19 protein-coding genes are annotated in these 18,420 nt (G+C 72.1%); 12 read left to right on the forward strand and 7 right to left on the reverse strand.

What is annotated here, in order from left to right:
- The first annotated feature begins 47 nt into the window (after window positions 1-47).
- The 6 genes from ACIQMX_RS17895 (at window position 48) to ACIQMX_RS17920 (ending at window position 6,330) form a co-directional block, all read left to right on the forward strand.
- Window positions 48-1,316, forward strand: coding sequence for an ROK family protein (locus ACIQMX_RS17895; protein WP_402479022.1), 1,269 nt, complete (start codon window positions 48-50; stop codon window positions 1,314-1,316).
- A gap of 331 nt (window positions 1,317-1,647) precedes the next feature.
- A complete protein-coding gene (locus ACIQMX_RS17900) occupies window positions 1,648-2,160 on the forward strand; it encodes a flavin reductase family protein (protein WP_402479025.1) in 513 nt (170 codons plus the stop codon).
- 40 nt (window positions 2,161-2,200) lie between these two features.
- On the forward strand, window positions 2,201-3,268 hold the full coding sequence (locus ACIQMX_RS17905; RefSeq protein ID WP_402479028.1) for an ABC transporter substrate-binding protein: 1,068 nt from the start codon (window positions 2,201-2,203) through the stop codon (window positions 3,266-3,268).
- Window positions 3,265-4,179, forward strand: coding sequence for an ABC transporter permease (locus ACIQMX_RS17910; protein WP_363067193.1), 915 nt, complete (start codon window positions 3,265-3,267; stop codon window positions 4,177-4,179). Before ACIQMX_RS17905 ends, ACIQMX_RS17910 begins: the two co-directional genes overlap by 4 nt.
- Window positions 4,155-4,961 (forward strand): ABC transporter ATP-binding protein, encoded by an 807-nt coding sequence (locus ACIQMX_RS17915; protein ID WP_363067194.1) that lies wholly within the window; start codon window positions 4,155-4,157, stop codon window positions 4,959-4,961. The genes ACIQMX_RS17910 and ACIQMX_RS17915 overlap by 25 nt, the downstream gene beginning before the upstream one ends.
- On the forward strand, window positions 4,945-6,330 hold the full coding sequence (locus ACIQMX_RS17920) for an LLM class flavin-dependent oxidoreductase (protein ID WP_363067195.1): 1,386 nt from the start codon (window positions 4,945-4,947) through the stop codon (window positions 6,328-6,330). Before ACIQMX_RS17915 ends, ACIQMX_RS17920 begins: the two co-directional genes overlap by 17 nt.
- Window positions 6,331-6,451: 121 nt before the next feature.
- On the opposite strand, the gene ACIQMX_RS17925 is transcribed toward ACIQMX_RS17920, so the two are convergent.
- A complete protein-coding gene (locus tag ACIQMX_RS17925; protein WP_363067196.1) occupies window positions 6,452-6,820 on the reverse strand; it encodes a nuclear transport factor 2 family protein in 369 nt (122 codons plus the stop codon).
- Window positions 6,821-6,960: 140 nt separating this feature from the next.
- On the reverse strand, window positions 6,961-7,413 hold the full coding sequence (locus tag ACIQMX_RS17930; protein ID WP_363067197.1) for a DUF5709 domain-containing protein: 453 nt from the start codon (window positions 7,411-7,413) through the stop codon (window positions 6,961-6,963).
- A gap of 277 nt (window positions 7,414-7,690) precedes the next feature.
- On the opposite strand from ACIQMX_RS17930, the gene ACIQMX_RS17935 reads away from it, so the two are divergent.
- From ACIQMX_RS17935 to ACIQMX_RS17945, 3 genes are all read left to right on the forward strand, one after another.
- A complete protein-coding gene (locus ACIQMX_RS17935; RefSeq protein ID WP_402479033.1) occupies window positions 7,691-7,921 on the forward strand; it encodes a DUF6296 family protein in 231 nt (76 codons plus the stop codon).
- Window positions 7,922-7,976: 55 nt separating this feature from the next.
- Window positions 7,977-9,242, forward strand: a complete 1,266-nt coding sequence (locus ACIQMX_RS17940; RefSeq protein ID WP_402479036.1) for a CaiB/BaiF CoA transferase family protein — start codon at window positions 7,977-7,979, stop codon at window positions 9,240-9,242.
- A 101-nt stretch (window positions 9,243-9,343) separates the two neighbouring features.
- Window positions 9,344-9,928: a TerD family protein gene (locus ACIQMX_RS17945; RefSeq protein ID WP_363067200.1), complete on the forward strand. Its 585-nt coding sequence runs from the start codon at window positions 9,344-9,346 to the stop codon at window positions 9,926-9,928.
- Between the two features lie 60 nt (window positions 9,929-9,988).
- On the opposite strand, the gene ACIQMX_RS17950 is transcribed toward ACIQMX_RS17945, so the two are convergent.
- A complete protein-coding gene (locus tag ACIQMX_RS17950; protein WP_402479039.1) occupies window positions 9,989-10,867 on the reverse strand; it encodes a DMT family transporter in 879 nt (292 codons plus the stop codon).
- 159 nt (window positions 10,868-11,026) lie between these two features.
- Here ACIQMX_RS17950 and ACIQMX_RS17955 point away from each other — a divergent pair, with 159 nt between their 5' ends.
- On the forward strand, window positions 11,027-12,175 hold the full coding sequence (locus ACIQMX_RS17955; protein WP_402479042.1) for a winged helix DNA-binding domain-containing protein: 1,149 nt from the start codon (window positions 11,027-11,029) through the stop codon (window positions 12,173-12,175).
- 82 nt (window positions 12,176-12,257) lie between these two features.
- On the opposite strand, the gene ACIQMX_RS17960 is transcribed toward ACIQMX_RS17955, so the two are convergent.
- Window positions 12,258-13,100, reverse strand: coding sequence for a helix-turn-helix transcriptional regulator (locus ACIQMX_RS17960; RefSeq protein ID WP_363067203.1), 843 nt, complete (start codon window positions 13,098-13,100; stop codon window positions 12,258-12,260).
- Between the two features lie 146 nt (window positions 13,101-13,246).
- Here ACIQMX_RS17960 and ACIQMX_RS17965 point away from each other — a divergent pair, with 146 nt between their 5' ends.
- A complete protein-coding gene (locus ACIQMX_RS17965) occupies window positions 13,247-14,923 on the forward strand; it encodes an AMP-binding protein (protein ID WP_363067204.1) in 1,677 nt (558 codons plus the stop codon).
- Window positions 14,920-16,527, forward strand: coding sequence for an AMP-binding protein (locus ACIQMX_RS17970; protein WP_402479046.1), 1,608 nt, complete (start codon window positions 14,920-14,922; stop codon window positions 16,525-16,527). Before ACIQMX_RS17965 ends, ACIQMX_RS17970 begins: the two co-directional genes overlap by 4 nt.
- A 19-nt stretch (window positions 16,528-16,546) precedes the next feature.
- Here the strand turns inward: ACIQMX_RS17970 and ACIQMX_RS17975 are convergent, their stop codons facing one another.
- From ACIQMX_RS17975 to ACIQMX_RS17985, 3 genes are all read right to left on the reverse strand, one after another.
- Window positions 16,547-16,786, reverse strand: coding sequence for a hypothetical protein (locus tag ACIQMX_RS17975; RefSeq protein ID WP_402479049.1), 240 nt, complete (start codon window positions 16,784-16,786; stop codon window positions 16,547-16,549).
- A 76-nt stretch (window positions 16,787-16,862) separates the two neighbouring features.
- Window positions 16,863-17,399: a GNAT family N-acetyltransferase gene (locus ACIQMX_RS17980; RefSeq protein ID WP_402479052.1), complete on the reverse strand. Its 537-nt coding sequence runs from the start codon at window positions 17,397-17,399 to the stop codon at window positions 16,863-16,865.
- A 48-nt stretch (window positions 17,400-17,447) separates the two neighbouring features.
- Window positions 17,448-18,167: a hypothetical protein gene (locus ACIQMX_RS17985; protein ID WP_402479055.1), complete on the reverse strand. Its 720-nt coding sequence runs from the start codon at window positions 18,165-18,167 to the stop codon at window positions 17,448-17,450.
- Window positions 18,168-18,420 lie beyond the last annotated feature (253 nt).

An 18,420-nucleotide genomic window follows, 5' to 3' on the forward strand; every position in this document is an offset into this window, starting at 1 on the left:
GAGCACGCACCGCGCCACCCGCTGCCACCGAGGACCTGGAAGACACTGTGAAGAGTCTGTCTGCGCCCGTCCGCCGCCGTCACGAGGACCGTCCCGCCCCGCTGCGCCGCTCCGACATACCCGCCGCCGCGCCCGGCCGCCGGCTCGGGGGCACCGGCTCCGTCCTCGGGGCGATCCTCGACCACGGGCCGGTCGCCCGCTCCACCGTCGCCCGCCTCACAGGCCTCTCGCCCGCCTCCGTCAGCGGGCACGTGGGCCGGCTGCTGGCCCGCGGACTGGTCCGGGAGAACGCGGAGACCGCCGGGCCCACGGGGCTCGGCCGGCCGCACGTCCCCGTCGCGATCGACACCGACGGCTATCTGGTGGCCGGAGCGCACATCGCCGTGGCCCACTCCACCGTCTCCCTGATGGATCTGCGGGGCCGGATCGTCGCCGAGGACCGGCAGCCGCACCGCACCACGGAACCACGCCGCATGCTCGCCGGACTCGCGGCCCGGCTGCCCCGGCTGGTGGCCGCGCACGCCGGCGGACGCACCGTGCTCGCCCTGGGTCTGGCCACCGGCCACCGGGTCGATCCCGTGAGCGGGGTGATCGTGGCCCACCCCCAGCTCGGCTGGCGCGATGTGCCCGCCCGCGCCGTCCTCGCCGCCGCGACCGGGCTGCCGGTCCACGTGGACAGCCACTCCCGGTCGCTGGCCCGGGCGGAGCAGTTGTTCGGCGAGGAGTCGACCCGCACCAGTACGGTGCTGCTCTTCGTCGGCGCCGTCGTGGACGCCGCGTTCGCCACTGAGGGGGCCGTGCACCGGGGCCCGCGCTCGGGGGCCGGCAGCGTGGCGCATCTGCCGCTCGGCGCCGGCGGAACGGGCGGCGCCGAGCCGTGCTCCTGCGGACGGAGCGGGTGCCTCCAGTCGGAGGTGTCGGAGCGCGCCATGGTGCGGCGGGCGGCGGCGCAGGGGCTGTTCGCCGGCTCGTTCCCGGAGCTCCTGGAACGAGCGCTGGCCGGTGACGCGCGCGCGGTGGCGCTGTTCCGCCGGCGGGCGCGGCTGGTCGGCCGGGCGGCGGCCCTGCTGCTGGACATGTTCGACCCGGAGGTACTCGTCGTGGTCGAACCCGGGGCGGGCCGGATCCCGGAGTGTCTGGCCGATCTGCGGGCGGAGGTCGCGGAGCGCTCGTGGGTCTGCGACGACCCGGAGCGAGCCGTCGTCCCTTCCAGCTTCACCGGTTCCGTGCTGGCCACGGCGGGTGGCGCGGTGGCGCTCGGCGCGCTGTACGAGGACCCGCTGGGTCACTGGCCGGCGCTTCCCGCCGTGTCCTGAGGCCCTCTCAACTCCTGCGGAAACCATTCGACTTAATTCAGGCAGTTGCATTGTTGACCGGGTCCGAATCGGAACGGGATGATGGATTCATGACCAGCCGGCAGCGGAATTCAGGAGACGCGTCCTCGATGACGCGCGCCTTCCGTCCCGTCGCGCCGTCCCGCGTTCCGGCAGGGTGCCGGTGTTGTCGCCCCTGCCCGGGCCCCCGGTAACCATTCCCTGAATTCCGGCGAGCGTTTCACGCCGTCGCGCGCCCAAGGGCTGTTCCGCACAGGTGTGCGCTCTGCCGCATTTCCCTGCCCCGTTTCCGCTTTCCATCACGGGAGAGACGTTGACCATCACCGCGCATTCATTTCCGGAATCACTCGCGAAGGGCATTGCTCCGGACCGGTTCAAGCAGGCGTTCCGCCGCTATCCCGCCGGAGTCGTCGTCGTCACCGCGGACGCGGGCCACGGCCCGATCGGCTTCACCGCGACCTCGCTCAGCTCCCTCTCGCTCGACCCGCCGCTCGTGTCGTTCGGCATCGGGACCGGTACCTCGTCCTGGCCGCACATCGAACGGGCCGGCACCGCCGTCGTGAACTTCCTCGGCGCCGAACAGCAGTTCCTGGCCACCACCTTCGCCACCAGCGGCATCGACCGGTTCGCCGCGCCCACCCGCTGGCGCCGTCTGCCGGAGGGCGAGCCGGTGCTCGACGGGGTGGCCGGCTGGCTGCGGCTGGAGACCGAGCAGATCGTCCCGGCCGGGGACCACCGCATCGTCATCGCCCGCGTCGTGGACGCCCGGCTCGACGAGGCACGCAGCCCGCTGCTCTTCCACGACGGCACCTACCACTCCCTCTGACAGCCCGCCCCGCCCGAGAACAAAGGATCAGGAATTCACCATGGAACGCCACGACACATACAGGACCGTCGGCCGCAGGTCATTTCTCGCCCTGGCCGGCGGAGCGGTCATCGGCACGCTCGCCGCCTGCTCACCCCGGATCGAAACGGCGGCAAGCGCCGAACCCGCAGGAAAACTGCCCTCCGGGGCGCCGCCGCCGGGGACGAAACTCTCCATAGCCGTCCGGTCCACACAACTCCAGCTGGGTCCGGCCGGATTGCGGAAGGACCTTCCCTTCACCGTTTCGCAGTGGCCCAACCTGGCCGCGGGCCCCGACATCATCCAGGGATTCCGGGCCCATTCCATCGATCTCGCGGTCAACGCCGGAATTCCACCGATCCAGGCCCACGCCATCGGGGTCGCAGCGAAGATCGTCGCCGTGCAGGTGCGGAACCATCCCTCGTACGTCTTCGCGACCGCGCCCGGCTCGGACATCGGGTCCGTGGCCGACTTCCGCGGCAAGAAGATCGGCTTCTCCCAGGGGCAGGCACAGGGCGTCGTCGTCCTGCGCGCGCTGAAGCAGGCCGGGCTGGCCAACGAGGACGTCGAACTGGTCGCCCTGCCCAGCACCCAGTTCCTCACCGCCCTGCAGTCCGGGCAGGTCGACGCGGCTCCGCTGGGCGAACCGACCTTCACGAAGTACCTCACCCAGTACGCGAAGGACGGGGCGCGGGGCGTGAAGACCGACGTCGTGGACCTGCTCTCGGTCCTCTGGGCACCCAACGAGGTGCTGAACGACCGGGCCAAGGTGGCCGCCGTCCGCAGTTTCATCCCGCTGTGGGCCCGCGGCCAGACCTGGGCCTGGGAGAACACCGACGAGTGGGTCGACACGTACTACGTCAAGGACCAGGGCGTCTCCCGGGAGGACGGCAGGCGCATCGTCGCCTCGCTCCACAAGCCGTCCTTCCCGGTCAGCTGGGACAAGGCGATCGCGTGGGAGCAGGAGACCGCCGACCTGCTGGCCGACGGCGGCTTCGTACCGAAGCAGGACGCCGCCGAGCTGTTCGACCGCCGCTTCGAGCCGATCGCGGCCGGGGCCGTGGCCGCCCGGTACCGGGAGACGTCATGACCGAACTGCTGACGAACACCCCCACCGCGGGCCGTGCGGACACGGCCCACGCCCCACGGAAGAACACCGGGGCGGAGCCGGCCGGCGGACGGGCGCCCGGGACGAAGCCCGTCCCGCCCGCGCCTCGCGGCACCCGCCGACGGCTCGGCCCCGGCCGTGCCGTTCCCTTCGGGCGGCTGACCGGCCCGGTCCTGGTCGTCGCCCTGTGGTGGTCGGCCTCGGCCACCGGCTACCTCGACCCGCGGATCCTGTCCGGCCCCGGCACCGTCCTGTCCACGGCGTCCGACCTCATCTCCAGCGGCCGGCTCCAGGACAACGTCCTCATCTCGCTCCAGCGCGCCGGACTGGGCCTGTTCTTCGGGGTGACCGCCGGAGTCCTGCTCGCCGTCGCCGCCGGACTCAGCCGCACCGGCGAGTACCTGCTGGACGGGCCGCTCCAGATCAAGCGCGCCATCCCCTCCCTGGCCATGCTCCCGCTGCTGATCCTCTGGCTCGGCATCGGCGAACAGATGAAGGTCACCGTCATCGCGCTCGGTGTCGCGGTGAACATGTACATCAACACGTACGCCTCGCTGACCGGCATCGACAGCAGGTACGTGGAGCTCGCCGAGGGGCTCGACCTGAGCCGCGCGCAGTTCGTCCGCAAGGTCGTCGTACCCGGTTCGCTGCCCGGCTTCTTCGTCGGACTGCGCCTCGGCGTCACCGCGTCCTGGCTCGGACTGATCGTCGTCGAGCAGGTCAACGCCACCAGCGGCATCGGCTACATGATGTTCCAGGCCCAGCAGTACGCCCAGTCCGACGTGATCATCGTGGGCCTGGTGGCCTACGGGATCTTCGGCTTCGCGTCGGACGCGGCGGTACGCGCCGTCGAAAGGAAGGTCCTGTCATGGCGACGCACCCTGGCGGGCTGAACCCCGGCCGCGGGACCGGTACGACGGCCGTCGGCGAACGCCCCGCCATCCGCACCAGGAAGCTCGTCCGCCGGTTCGGCGACCGCGACATCCTCAGGGAACTCGATCTCACCGTCGCGCCGGGCGAGTTCACCGCACTGCTCGGCCGCAGCGGCTCCGGCAAGTCCACCCTGCTGCGGGCCGTCGCCCGGCTCGACCACACCGTCGAGGGGTCCGGCGAACTCACCGTCCCCGACCGTGTGTCGCTCTCCTTCCAGGACTCCCGGCTGCTGCCCTGGCTCCGGGTGATCGACAACGTCGTCCTCGGGCTGCGCGGCCCCGGGGCGCGCGAACGCGGCCTGACCGCCCTGGCGGAGGTCGGCCTGGAGGGCCGCGACCGGTCCTGGCCGCACGAACTGTCCGGCGGTGAGCAGCAGCGCGCCGCACTGGCCCGAGCCCTCGTCCGCGAACCCGAACTGCTCCTGGCCGACGAGCCGTTCGGCGCCCTGGACGCACTGACCCGGATCAGGATGCACGGTCTGCTGCGCGAACTCTTCGACCGCCACCGCCCCGCGGTGCTGCTGGTCACGCACGACGTGGACGAGGCCGTCGAACTCGCCGACCGGGTGCTGGTCCTGGAGGACGGCCGGATCTCCGTCGACCTCACCGTCGACCTGCCCACCCCTCGCTCCCGCCGCGACCCCCGGTTCCAGGAGTACCGCGACACGCTGCTCACCGCCCTCGGGGTCTCCCAGCCCCAGGCCCCTGCCGAAGCGAAGGAAACCCATGTCCCGCACGCCTGAACGCAAGCAGCTGCACCTCAACGCGTTCCTCATGTCCACCGGCCATCACGAGGCGTCCTGGCGGCTGCCCGAGAGCCCGGCCGAGGCCGAATCCGACATCGAGCACTTCAAGAACCTCGCCCGGATCGCCGAACGCGGCAGGCTGGACTCGCTGTTCCTCGCCGACAGCCCGGTCCTCATGGGCGACCCCGGCCGACGGCCCGCCGCCAAGCTGGAGCCCACCGTCCTGCTCACCGCGCTGGCCGGGGCCACCCGTCACATCGGCCTCATCGCCACCGCGTCGACGAGCTACAACGAGCCGTACAACCTGGCCCGCCGGTTCGCCTCGCTGGACCATGTCTCCGGCGGCCGGGCCGGCTGGAACATCGTCACCACCGCGGGCGCCGACGCGGCCCGGAACTTCGGCCTGGACGACACCCCGCTGCACCACGACCGCTACCGGCGGGCCGGCGAGTTCGTCGAGGTCTCCACCAAGCTCTGGGACAGCTGGGCCGACGACGCCGTGATCGCCGACAAGGAACGCGGCGTCCACGCCCTGGCCGAACGGGTGCGCAAGATCGGGCACAGCGGGGAGTTCTTCCGCGTCGAAGGCCCGCTCAACGTGCAACGGCCGCCACAGGGCTACCCGTTGCTCGTGCAGGCCGGGTCCAGCGAGGACGGCAAGGACTTCGCGGCACGGTACGCGGAGGCCGTGTTCACCGCGCAGCAGACCCTGGAGGAAGGCATCGCCTTCTACAAGGACGTCAAGCAGCGCGCCGAGGGCATCGGCCGTCATCCCGACGGCATCAAGATCCTTCCCGGCATCGTGCCCGTGATCGGCGACACCGAGGCCGAGGCCCTGGCGCTCGACGCCGAGCTGGAGAACCTCATCGTCCCCGAGTACGCCAAGCGGCAGCTCGCCCGGACGCTGAGGATCGCCCCGGACGACCTGGACCTGGACGCGGAACTTCCCGGGGACATCCCCACCGAGGACGAGATCGAGGGTGCCAAGAGCCGGTACACCCTCATCGTGGAGCTGGCCAGACGCGAGAGGCTGACCGTACGTCAGCTGATCGGCCGGCTCGGTGGCGGCCGCGGCCACCGCACCTTCGCCGGTACCGCCGAGCAGGTCGCCGACACCATCGAGCAGTGGTACGACAGCGGCGCTGCCGACGGCTTCAACATCATGCCCGCCGTCCTGCCGTCCGGCCTGGAGGTCTTCGTCGACCGGGTCGTCCCGATCCTCCAGGAACGCGGCCTCTTCCGCACGGAGTACACCGCGAGCACCCTGCGGGGCCACTACGGACTGCCGCGGCCCGCCAACCGGCTCTTCGAGACCGTCGACCGCGCTGAGGGCCACTTCGGCATCGGTCTGGCCGAGGTCCGGTGACGGGCCGTCCGTGACGGACCGTCCGGACCCGGAGGCCGGTACGCACCGGCGGTGGCCGCGCGGCCGGGTGGTTCGGGAGACCGGCACCCGGCCACCGGCCGCCGCCGCCCGGCCGGACGGCTCAGGAGACCGGCACGCGGTCCAGGAAGCCGCTGACCGAGCTGATCCGCCCGTCGTCGGCGAGCGTGATCACGTCCGAACCGGCGACCGGTGCCGAACCGTCGGCGGCGGCGACCAGTTCCCAGCTGAACCGGGCGAGGGCATGGTGCCCGTCCACCGCCCCAGCCGGCCGGAAGGAGAAGCCGGGGAACTGCTGCTGGGCGCCGCTGATGGCGCCGGCCAGGGCCTCGTGCCCCCGTACGTCGGCCAGCGGGTCGGTGTACGTGGCGTCCTCGGTGAACGCCGCGGCGACCGCCTTCTCCAACTCCTCGGCGGTGGCGGCGTTCCAGGCGGCGAAGTAGCGCTGGACGGCCTCGTCGTATGCGGTCATCGTGCGGTCCTCTCCCTCGGCTCCGGCCGCTGGGCCGGGAGCGCTGTGCTGGTGAGGAACACGATGTCCGACGGGGTGGAGGGCGTCGATTACCTCCGGGGTAAGGGCGGCGGCGGGCGGTCGCGGCGGCCGGGAAGGAGCTACGCCTGGGCGTCCGGAATGACGTGCATGGCCGCCTCCTCCGCGGACGCCGCCGCCCCGTCGATCCCGACGTCCTCGCCGGCCATGCTGTCCGGCTCGTTCAGGTCCAGCTCGCGGGTGAGCCGTCCGGCGCGTACGTCCCCGACCTCCGCGTCCCGGGGCTCGCCGTCCCCGTCGGACAGGTCGCCCACGCCGTCACCGGGCGGACCGGCGGTCTCGGGCAGCTCCCGGGCCAGCCGGGCGTCCAGCGTCTCCCCGCTGAGCTGCTCGGACCCGGTGGTGCCCAGATCCTCCACGACCCATGGCCGCTCGGGAGGCGAGTACCCCTCGTCCAGGACGTCGGCGAGCTGCCGGTCGTCGAGGGTGTCCGCGGCGTCGAGCTGCTCGACGGGGTCGGAGGCCTCCGGCTGCTGGGGCTGGTACACATCGTCGCCCCGGTCGGCACCTTCCATGACGTTTCCCTTCCCGGTGTCGGGGATCCCGGGTCATGCCTGCCGTACGACGCGGGAGCAATGGGGCTGATCGGCCCGATTGCCTTGGAACTCCCATACCCCTTCAGGATAGGCAGCCGGGGCCGGGGCTCGCACCGTGCGGCCGTGCGCGGGCGGGGACGGCCGGTCTGCGAGACCATGGAAGGTGCAGGCCGGACGGGCGGGCACCGCGCGACGCGCGGCCCGGTCGCGGCCCGGCCGGCACTGTCCGCCCGGAGGCCGTCGTGGAGAGGCCGTCATGGATTGCCCGGAGACTTACCAGCTGGTGTTCCAGTCGTCCGCCGTGGAGGACGACACGGTGATCGTCAAGCGGACCGACCGGTCCGGCGCGGCCGGGTACCCGGTCTACGAGGACGAGACCGGAATCGTACGCGCGGAGATCAGCGAGCGCGGTGAGGTGCGCATGCTCGCCAGCGGCGGGCACCAGCTCCTCGGGACGCCGCTCGTCGCGCCGGGCCCGACCGCCTGAGCCGGCCGGGCCGCCGACACCCCCGGGGTGACCGCCGCCCCGGGATCATGTGCGCATGACCGAACCGCATCCGCTTCCGCTCGCGGGCATCACCGTCGTCAGCCTGGAACAGGCCGTCGCGGCGCCCTTCGCCACCCGTCAGCTGGCCGACCTCGGCGCGCGCGTCATCAAGGTCGAGCGCCCCGGAGGCGGTGACTTCGCCCGCCGCTACGACACCACCGTGCACGGCCAGGCCAGCTATTTCGTCTGGCTCAACCGCTCCAAGGAATCCCTGACCCTGGATCTCAAGTCGCCCGAGGGGCGCGAGATCCTGGACGAACTCATCGCCACAGCCGATGTGTTCGTCCAGAACCTCGCCCCCGGTGCGGCCGGCCGGATGAGCCTGGACGCCGCCGCGCTCCAGGCACGCCACCCCTCCCTCATCACCTGCACGGTCAGCGGCTACGGCACGAGCGGATCGTGGTCCGGACGCAAGGCGTACGACCTCCTGGTGCAGTGCCAGACCGGACTGCTGTCGATCACCGGCTCGCCCGGCGAACCCGCGCGCTCGGGCATCTCCGTGGCGGACATCGCCGGTGGCATGTACGCCTACAGCGGCATCCTGTCCGCCCTCTTCACCCGGGCCACCACCGGACGGGCGCCCACCGTCGAGGTCTCCCTCTTCGACGCGCTCGCCGAGTGGATGAGCCAGCCCGCGTACTACACGCGCTACGGCGGCACCCAGCCGCCGCGGATGGGTGCCCAGCACGCCACGATCGCGCCGTACGGGCCGTTCACCGCCGCCGACGGCAAGGAAGTCATGCTGTCCGTCCAGAACGAGCGCGAGTGGGACGCCCTGTGCCTCACCGTTCTCGGCCTGCCCGGGCTCGTCGACGACCCGCGCTTTCGCACCGGCCCGGACCGGGTCGCCCACCGCGAGGAGCTCAACGCGATCGTCGCCGCACGGTTCGCGGACCTCGGCAGCGAGGAGGCGGGCGAGCTCCTGGACCGGGCGGCGATCGCCAACGCCGGTGTGAACTCCGTCGCGGAGTTCCTCGACCACCCCGCGCTGGCCGAGCGCGACCGCTGGCGCGATGTCGCCGTGCCCGGCGCCCCCGGCCCCGTACGGGCACTCCTGCCGCCGGTGGACCTGGGCGGGGTCGCCCCGAGGATGGATCCGGTGCCGGCGGCGGGCCGGCACACCGGGCAAATCCTCGCAGGCCTGGGCCGTAGCGCCGCCGACATCGAGCGGCTGCGCGCCCGCGGCGTCGTGGAGACCGCGGGTCCTTATCACGACGGCGCGCCCGACCACATCATGCCGACGCAGGACAATCCGTCCTGAGCCGTCCAACACTTGGTCGAAATTTTGCCCCTGATGGGATGCGTCCGGGGGACACCAGGCACACTCGACCTGTAGGAATCTCGCCACGAAGAGGATCACGCATGATCACGTTGAAGAAGGAAGACGGCCCGGCGGATCTGGACGGGGTGACCCATCTGTCCATCGGGGTGTCCTGGGACCCCACGGTCGGCGCCAGTGGCGGACTGATCGGGAAGCTGCGTCAGAAGAAGGGTACCGACCTCGACCTGATCGCCATCGCGATGCAGGGCGCGGAGCCCGTGCGGCTGGCAGGCCTGGATTCCCTCGACCCGCTGGCCAACGGCGCGCTCGTGCACAGCGGCGACAACCAGACCGGGCACGGTGACGGCGACGACGAGACCGTGACCGTCGACTTCGCCCGGGTGCCGCCCAACATCACGTCCATCGTCTTCATCGCCGCCGCGTACAAGAAGCACAGCTCCTTCCAGAGCGCGCGCAACATCAGCTTCAAGGTGTACGACGCCACGGGCGGCACCACCCAGCAGGTCGCCGACATCTGGCCGAGCCTCCTCAGCAACGACAACGGCTGCGCCGTGGCCAAGGCCATGCGGGTCGGCGGCAGCTGGAAGCTCGAGGTGATCAACGAGACGGGGAAGATCAAGCAGGGCGACGAGCAGGCCCTGATGCGCTTCGCGGTCAGCAAGTAGCCACCGGCCACCGCCGGGCGCCCGGCGTGAGCGCCCCGGCCCCGGCCCGTACGCGGCGTCTCAGTCGACGCGCCGCGCACGGGCCGGGGCCGTCGCGTTCCCGGAGGCGAGCGGCGAGCGCGCCAGTACCACGCAGCCCGCGGCGATCAGCCCGAGGGCCAGCAGCTCCGGCAGCAGCCACCAGCCGGTGCGCAGGTCCTCACCGAACAGGGTCACCCCGTACAGGATGCTGATCAGGGCGTCGCCCAGGGTCAGACACGGCTGGACCGCGACCAGCGTGCCCGCCTGCAGCGCGTTCTGCAGCAGGAACAGCGCGCCGACGCCCGCCGCCGCGGTGGCGTAGAGCTGCCAGGACGTGAACAGCGCCGCCGCCCCGCCCTCGTCGAGCCGGGCCATGGCGTCCTTCATCAGGGCCGCGGTGAGTGCGTACGCGCACGCGGCGGCCAGGCCCAGCAGCGCCGCCCGCGGATTGCCGCGGGTGGCCAGCGCGCTCCCGATCAGCGCCGCCTCGAACAGACCCGTCAGGATCAGCGCGGGGACCCACGCGGCCCCGTGCACCGCGGCGCTGCCGCCGCCCGGAGCGGCCGACGCCAGGCCGAGGGCCAGACCGAACGTCACGGCGGCCACGCCGGACCACACGGACCGGGGCAGCCGCACCCGCATCACGAATCCGGCCATCAGGAGCGTCGCCGGCAGTTCGATCACGAAGATCGGCTGCACCACGGAGATGGGGCCCGTCGCCAGCGCCACGGCCTGGCAGACGGCGGCGACGATCACCAGGCCGATGCCGGCCAGCCACACCTTCTGGCGCAGCAGATGGCCGATCAGCGACAGCCGCATCGCCTCGCTGTCGGGTGCGGTGCTCGCGGCACGGCGTTGGAGGACGGAGGCCGCGCCGTTGCTGAGCGCGGTCAGGACGGCGAACAGGACGCTGATCACCGGACCATGATGCGGGCGGCCGGCCCGCGATCCGGGAACCCGCCGGCCGCGGCATGGCGCGGGACGTACCGCTGCGGGACTCCGCCACCGGGACGCGCCCCGGCCGGGAAGCCGCCATCAGGACGGGACCTGACCGCATGGCCGCGTAGCGTGCCGTCCATGGCTGTGAAGAAGAAGACCTCCGCCGCCGCCCCGGCCGCCGTGCTCTCGCCGCGGGCACTCGGGCGCGCGACCCTGGAGCGCCAACTCCTGCTCCGGCGTACGGCGATGAGCGCCGAGGACGCCGTCCGGCATCTCGTCGGACTCCAGGCGCAGAACACCAAGCCGCCGTACTTCCAGCTCCTCGCCCGGCTGGAGGGCTTCGAACCGGCCCACCTCGCCACGCTGATGGAGTCGCGCCGGGTCGTCCGCATCGTCACGCTGCGCTCCACTCTCCACACCCACACCGCCGACGACGCCCTGACCCTGCGCCCCCTCGTCCAGGAGGCCCGCGACCGGGAGCTCAGGATCTTCCGGAAGGGGCTCGTGGGCGTGGACCTCGACCGGCTGAGGGACCTCGGCAGGGCATACGTCGAAGAGGCGCCCCGCACCCCGAAGGAGATCCGCGAACGGCTGCTCACCGAGTGGCCCGACGCGGATCCGCAGGCGCTGGGCACGGCCGCACGCTGCCTGTTGCCCCTCGTCCAGACCACTCCGCGCGGTGTCTGGGGCAAGAGCGGCCAGGTCGCGCTGACCACCGCGGAGCACTGGCTCGGCAGACCCTCCGAGCCGGTTCCCGCGCCCGACAGCACCGTGCTGCGCTACCTCGCCGCCTTCGGACCCGCTTCGGTCAAGGACATGCAGTCCTGGGCCGGGCTGGCCCGGCTGCGCGAGGTCTTCGAACGGCTCCGCCCGCAGCTGGTCACCTTCCGCGACGAGAACGGCGTCGAGCTGTTCGACCTGCCCGACGCCCCGCGTCCCGATGAGGACACCCCGGCCCCGCCCCGCTTCCTGCCCGAGTTCGACAACGTCCTGCTCGGCCACGCGGACCGGACCCGTGTGATTCCGGCACCGCTCAAGGGACGCAACGGGGTGGGGAACCAGGCGTACGGCAGCGTGCTGGTCGACGGGTTCCTCGCGGCGATCTGGCGGCTGGAGGCCGGTCCCGGTACGCCGACGACGGTCACCGTGCAGGAGCTGCGCCCGTTCACCGCGGCCGAGCGGGACGAGGTCACGGACGAGGCCGTGGCCCTGCGGTCCGCGATGACGGAGGCGGCCACCGAAGACGCCGACGTCCGCTTCGCCCCGTTCGTCGACTTCGGCGACTGAACCTACGGCAGCAGCCCCGCCCGCCGGGCCGCCCGACTGAACCTACGGCAGCAGCCCCGCCCGCCGGGCCGCCCGACTGAACCTACGGCAGCAGCCCCGCCCGCCGGGCCGCCACGACCGCCTCCAGCCGGGTGTGCGCGCCCAGCTTCCGCATCGCCGCGCGCAGGTACCCCTTCACCGTCTCCGGCCGCAGTCCGAGCCGGGCCGCCGCCACCGCGTTCGTGGCGCCCGCGGCGACGCAGGCGAGCACGTCCACCTCGCGCGGCGCCAGCTGGACCCCGCGCGCCCTGGTCGCCGGGGTACCGGCCGCGGCGGCGAGCCGCCCGCACACCGCGAGCAACTCCTCCCGCAGTTCCGGGTCGACGACCTTGGGTGCGAGGGCGCGCAGCTCACGGTGGGCCTCCCGGACGTCCTCCCACGCCCCGGGCACGGCCCGCGGGTCGGTGACCTCCTCCCGGGTCACGGCGAGCAGCTGCTGCACCTCGTCCCGCACGACCAGCGCCTGCTCCACGTCGCGGGCCGCCGCGACCGCCGCGTCGAACGTACGGTCCCCCAGGCCGAGGGGCTCGCGCAGCGCGCCGTACAGCACACCCCGCACCCTGCGGCGTACGACGACGGGTACGGCGACCACCGAGCGCAGGCCCTCGGCGGCCACGGCCATGTCGTACTCGTGGCTGATGTGGCGCGAGGAGTGGTAGTCGGTCACCGCGCACGGCCGGGACAGGGCGATCGACTTGCCGCCGAGGCCGCTGCCGGCCGAGATCACCAGTCCGCGCAGGGCCGTGGTCTGCGCCCCGTTCAGCTCCGCGATCCTGGCGTGGCGGGTGTCGGAGAGCAGCCCGCCGAACGCCACGGGCAGCCCGCTCGTCCGGCGCAGCCGCAGCAGCGCCGCTTGCATCTCGACCGCATCGACCGATTCCGGCACGCTGACGCCTCTCCGCCCGGCTCCGGGAACACGGTATTCCGCACGGCACCCCCGTTCGGGGGTGGTGAGAGCTGGGTCACTGTTTACATGATGTTAAGCGACCGGCCCGAGACCGAGACCGGTCCGGTCCGCACTGAGGAGGGCACATGTCGGCATCCAGCGCGACGGAGACGTTCCGGGCCGCCCGGGACTTCCTGCTTCGGCACCGCGAGGACTACACCGCGGCGTACGAGGGCTTCCGCTGGCCCCGCAGCGACCACTTCAACTGGGCGATCGACTGGTTCGACGTCATCGCCGAGGGCAACGACCGCACCGCCCTGCACATCGTCGAGGAGGACGGCGGACGGACCGAGGTGTCCTTCGCCCGGATGTCCGCCCGCTCCAACCAGGCCGCGAACTGGCTGCGTGCCCAGGGCGTGCGCGAGGGCGACCGCATCCTCGTCATGCTCGGCAACCAGACCGAACTCTGGGAGACCGCGCTCGCCGCGATGAAGCTGCGCGCCGTCGTCATCCCCGCGACGCCGCTGCTGGGCCCCGTCGACCTGCGCGACCGCGTCGAGCGCGGCCGGGTCCGGCATGTCCTGGTCCGGGACGCCGACACCGCCAAGTTCGACGACGTGCCCGGCGACTACACCCGGATCTCCGTCGGCGCCGACACCGAGGGCTGGATCTCCTACACCGGGGCCGACGAGCAGCCGGAGACCTTCACGGCGGACCGCGAGACCGACGCCGACGAACCGCTGATGCTCTACTTCACCTCGGGCACCACCGCCAGCCCCAAGCTCGTCGAGCACACCCATGTCTCCTACCCCGTGGGCCACTTGTCGACGATGTACTGGATCGGGCTCAAGCCCGGCGACGTCCACCTCAACATCTCCTCGCCCGGCTGGGCCAAGCACGCCTGGTCCAACCTCTTCGCCCCGTGGAGCGCCGAGGCGACCGTCTTCATCTTCAACTACACCCGCTTCGATGCCGGCCGGCTGATGGCCGAGATGGACCGCTCGGGCGTCACCAGTTTCTGCGCCCCGCCCACCGTCTGGCGCATGCTGATCCAGGCCGACCTCTCCCAGCTGACGACCCCGCCGCGCGAGGTCGTCGCAGCGGGCGAACCGCTGAACCCCGAGGTCATCGAGACGGTCCGGCGCGCCTGGGGCGTCACCATCCGCGACGGCTTCGGCCAGACGGAGACCGCCGTCCAGGTCGCGAACACTCCCGGCCAGGTCCTGAAGGCCGGTTCGATGGGCCGCCCCAGCCCGGGCTTCAAGGTCGTCCTCCTCGACCCGGTCAGCGGCGAGCCCGGCGCCGTCGAGGGTGAGATCTCGCTCGATCTGTCCGGCCATCCGGTCGGCCTGATGACCGGATACCACGGCGACCCGGACCGTACCGCCGAGGCCATGGCGGGCGGCTACTACCGCACCGGCGACATCGGCGCCCGCGACGCCGACGGCTACATCACGTACGTCGGCCGCGCCGACGACGTCTTCAAGGCCTCCGACTACAAGATCTCCCCGTTCGAGCTGGAGAGCGCCCTGCTGGAGCACGAAGCGGTCGCCGAGGCCGCCGTCGTGCCGGCCCCCGACCCGGTGCGCCTCTCCGTCCCGAAGGCGTACATCGTGCTCGCCGAGGGCTGGGAGCCCGGACCGGACACCGCCAAGGTGCTCTTCGCCCACTCCCGTGCCGTGCTCGCCCCGTACAAGCGGGTCCGCCGGCTGGAGTTCGCCGAGCTGCCCAAGACCGTCTCGGGGAAGATCCGCCGCATCGAGTTGCGTGAGCGCACCGCCCAGGGCGGCGGCACCGAGTACAGCGAGGGGGACCTGGCATGACCGAGCCGTCCTACGCCCACGGCACCGGCACCACCGCCCTGCTCGGCGACACGATCGGGCGCAATCTCGACCGGGCGGTCCAGGCGTACCCGGACCGGGAGGCGCTCGTCGACGTACCGTCCGGGAGGCGCTGGACCTACGCCGAGTTCGGCGCGGCCGTCGACGAACTGGCCCGTGCGCTCATGGCCTCGGGCGTGGACCGTGGGGACCGGGTCGGCATCTGGGCGGTCAACTGCCCGGAGTGGGTGCTCGTCCAGTACGCGACCGCGCGTATCGGCGCCGTCATGGTCAACATCAACCCCGCCTACCGGGCACACGAGCTGGAGTACGTGCTGAAGCAGGCCGGCATCTCGCTGCTGGCCGCCTCGCTCGCCCACCGAACCAGCGACTACCGGGCCCTGGTCGACCAGGTCCGGGCGAACTGCCCCGGCCTGCGCGCCGTGCACTACATCGGCGACCGTTCCTGGGACGAGCTCCTCGCCGTCTCCGGCTCGGTGACATCGGAGCAACTCGCCGCCCGGGAAGCCGGGTTGTCCTGCGACGACCCGATCAACATCCAGTACACCTCCGGCACGACCGGCTTTCCCAAGGGAGCCACCCTCTCCCACCACAACATCCTCAACAACGGCTACTTCGTGGGCGAGCTGGTCGCCTACACCGAACAGGACCGGATCTGTCTCCCGGTGCCGTTCTACCACTGCTTCGGCATGGTCATGGGCAATCTCGGCGCCACCTCGCACGGTGCCTGCATCGTGATCCCCGCCCCCGCCTTCGAGGCGGCCGCCGTGCTCGCCGCCGTCGAACAGGAGCGCTGCACCTCGCTGTACGGCGTCCCGACCATGTTCATCGCGGAGCTGAACCTCCCCACCTTCTCCTCGTACGACCTCTCCTCGCTGCGCACCGGCATCATGGCCGGATCACCCTGCCCGGTCGAGGTGATGAAGCGGGTCGTCGCCGAGATGCACATGGACGAGGTGTCCATCTGCTACGGCATGACGGAGACCTCACCGGTCTCCACCCAGACCCGCCGCGACGACGACCTGGAGCGCCGCACGGGCACGGTCGGCCGCGTGATGCCGCACATCGAGGTCAAGGTCGTCGACCCGGCGACCGGGGTGACGCTGGAGCGCGGGGTGTCGGGCGAACTGTGCGTCCGCGGCTACAGCGTGATGCTCGGCTACTGGGAGCAGCCCGAGCGGACCGCGGAGGTGATCGACGCCGGGCGCTGGATGCACACCGGGGACCTCGCGGTCATGCGCGAGGACGGATACGTGCAGATCGTCGGCCGGATCAAGGACGTGATCATCCGGGGCGGCGAGAACGTCTATCCCCGCGAGGTCGAGGAATTCCTCTACCGGCACCCGAAGATCGCCGACGTGCAGGTGGTGGGTGTCGCCGACGAGCGGTACGGCGAGGAGATCCTGGCCTGCGTCATTCCCTCCGACCCGGCGGATCCGCCGAGCCTGGAGGAGGTCAAGGCCTTCTGCGCGGAGCAGCTGGCGCACTACAAGGTGCCGCGCCTGCTCCGGATCATGGAGGCCTTCCCGATGACGGTCAGCGGAAAGGTCCGGAAGGTCGAACTGCGGGACAACTACAGCCGGTAGCGCCGGCGGGCGGGCACCGTCAGGCGGCTTCGATGATGTCGCCGGCGGTGCCCTGGGTCGCGGCCGCCCATTCGATCAGCAGTACCTCGTAGGCCGCGGACTCCACGGGGGACCAGTCCTGTCCGGCGCGCGCGTCCACGAGCGCGCGGATCGCCTCGTTCGCCTCGACGGCGGCGGGGTGGGCCGGCTGCGCGGGAAAGCTGTGGCGCGTCGGGGCGGCGGGTGTCGTGGGTGGAGAAAGCCGTGGAGTTAAGACCATGCGCCCCACTCTAGGGCCCTCCACTGACAACCGACCGAACATCTGTGGCCCCTGGCTCGAACGTGACCGATAGCACTCACTGTGGCGGGACGGTTTCTGTGAGGTGCGGCACGTCGCGCCGCATGCAGACCCGGGGCCACCGGTCGAGGCCGTGCTCCGCCTCCTCGGCGCGAATCTTGCGCAGCCCGTCCGTGAGGCCGGATTCCGTCAGGGCGCGGAAGCCGAGCCGGGCGTAGTACGGCGCGTTCCACGGGACGTGGGTGAACGTCGTCAGGGTCAGGGCGGTCAGCCCTTCGTGTGCGGCGCGGGACCCGGCGTGGTCGATGAGGGCGCTGCCCAGGCCCCGCCGGGCGGCCGACGGATGGACGGAGACCTGCTCGATGTGGGCGGCGCCGTCGACCGGGTCGGCGATCAGATAGCCGAGGGGCCGGTCGTCGGGGCCCGTGGTCACCCAGGCGCGGCCGGCCGCGCGGTAGCCGTCCAGCAGTTCCAGGGACGGAGGGTCGTCGTCGGCCACGGAGGGCATCCCGAGCGTGCGGAAGGGTTCGCCTGCGGCGCGCTCGATGTCCTGGAGGAGAGGGAGATCGGAGCGGCGGGCTGGACGGATGCGCATGCTTGAGTATGGCGCGAAGGGCCTGTCCGGCGGTGGCGGAGACCGGGCTCAGGCCCCGGTGCTGAGCAGTTCGTCCGCCGGGCTGTTCACCGGCTGCGGGGTCCCGGTCAGGTCCATGACGAACAGCGGGATGCGGAGCCCGTCCGCCCGCTCCCGGGCGTCCGGCGCGTAGCCCGCCAGTGAGAAGAAGACGCTGGACACCGAGGCGTTGAGGGCATGGAGCCACAGGCATTCGACGTCGCGCAGCGCGGTCGGCCGGGTGGCGGAGTCGACCCGCGCGATCAGTCCGGCCGCCCGCAGGTCGATCCGGGAAGCGGGGCGTTCGGCGGGCTGTGCGACCTCGCGGTAGCCCAGCCACGTCAGGTACAGCGCGGCTGCGCCGACCGCGTCACGCGCGGTGCGGATCGTCAGCGGCCGGAACGGGGGCCGCGGCGCCGGGGCCGTACGCGGCAGCGGTATGTGCGACGGCCGTACGGCCCCGGCGGAGCGGTCCCCGCGGCCGGGCGCCGCCACCGGGCGGACCGGGATCCGCAGGACGGCCCCGCACGGGCAGCACAGCTCCGGCTGCGGCCACTGGTCGTGCCGGCCGCAGCCGCGGCAGCGCACCGTCACCCAGTCGTCGTTCCAGGTGCGGTGGGTGATCGGCGTGACGGGGGCGCCGCGCATCAGGGGCGGGGCGGTCGGCGAGCCGCAGGGACAGGGATAGGCGGGCGTCATGTACGCGTGGTCGCGGCGGCAGGCCGGGCACCGTACCGGCACTGATTCCACCCTCGGACTCCTTGCGGCCGACGACCATGCGGCCCGCACCCGGATTCCGGGCCGGCTCCGCTCCGTACCTCCATGCTCCACCAAGAGCGAGGTCTCCGGGAGGGACTTGGGGTACTTCGTCGCTCGGGTCCACGGGCGTGACCTCCCCGGCCGCCTCCCTTGACGGCTGTCCGGGTGCGCTTTAGATTTGCTTCCGTATAGCAGAATCAACTTTCCGTAATGCGGAATTGGTGCTCTCAGGTGGCGCGACAGA

Origin of the sequence: Streptomyces sp. NPDC091416 (assembly GCF_044756845.1) — a bacterium.
Classification (GTDB): Bacteria; Actinomycetota; Actinomycetes; order Streptomycetales; family Streptomycetaceae; genus Streptomyces.

Excerpts from the sequence above, each read along its gene's own strand:
- ACIQMX_RS17965 (WP_363067204.1), top strand. The coding sequence starts at position 13,247 with ATGTCGGCATCCAGCGCGACGGAGACGTTCCGGGCCGCCCGGGACTTC.
- ACIQMX_RS17930 (WP_363067197.1), bottom strand. The coding sequence starts at position 7,413 with ATGGAAGGTGCCGACCGGGGCGACGATGTGTACCAGCCCCAGCAGCCG.
- ACIQMX_RS17945 (WP_363067200.1), top strand. The coding sequence starts at position 9,344 with ATGATCACGTTGAAGAAGGAAGACGGCCCGGCGGATCTGGACGGGGTG.
- ACIQMX_RS17935 (WP_402479033.1), top strand. The coding sequence starts at position 7,691 with ATGGATTGCCCGGAGACTTACCAGCTGGTGTTCCAGTCGTCCGCCGTG.
- ACIQMX_RS17975 (WP_402479049.1), bottom strand. The coding sequence starts at position 16,786 with ATGGTCTTAACTCCACGGCTTTCTCCACCCACGACACCCGCCGCCCCG.
- ACIQMX_RS17905 (WP_402479028.1), top strand. The coding sequence starts at position 2,201 with ATGGAACGCCACGACACATACAGGACCGTCGGCCGCAGGTCATTTCTC.
- ACIQMX_RS17910 (WP_363067193.1), top strand. The coding sequence starts at position 3,265 with ATGACCGAACTGCTGACGAACACCCCCACCGCGGGCCGTGCGGACACG.
- ACIQMX_RS17915 (WP_363067194.1), top strand. The coding sequence starts at position 4,155 with ATGGCGACGCACCCTGGCGGGCTGAACCCCGGCCGCGGGACCGGTACG.
- ACIQMX_RS17970 (WP_402479046.1), top strand. The coding sequence starts at position 14,920 with ATGACCGAGCCGTCCTACGCCCACGGCACCGGCACCACCGCCCTGCTC.
- ACIQMX_RS17920 (WP_363067195.1), top strand. The coding sequence starts at position 4,945 with ATGTCCCGCACGCCTGAACGCAAGCAGCTGCACCTCAACGCGTTCCTC.
- ACIQMX_RS17980 (WP_402479052.1), bottom strand. The coding sequence starts at position 17,399 with ATGCGCATCCGTCCAGCCCGCCGCTCCGATCTCCCTCTCCTCCAGGAC.
- ACIQMX_RS17925 (WP_363067196.1), bottom strand. The coding sequence starts at position 6,820 with ATGACCGCATACGACGAGGCCGTCCAGCGCTACTTCGCCGCCTGGAAC.
- ACIQMX_RS17940 (WP_402479036.1), top strand. The coding sequence starts at position 7,977 with ATGACCGAACCGCATCCGCTTCCGCTCGCGGGCATCACCGTCGTCAGC.
- ACIQMX_RS17955 (WP_402479042.1), top strand. The coding sequence starts at position 11,027 with ATGGCTGTGAAGAAGAAGACCTCCGCCGCCGCCCCGGCCGCCGTGCTC.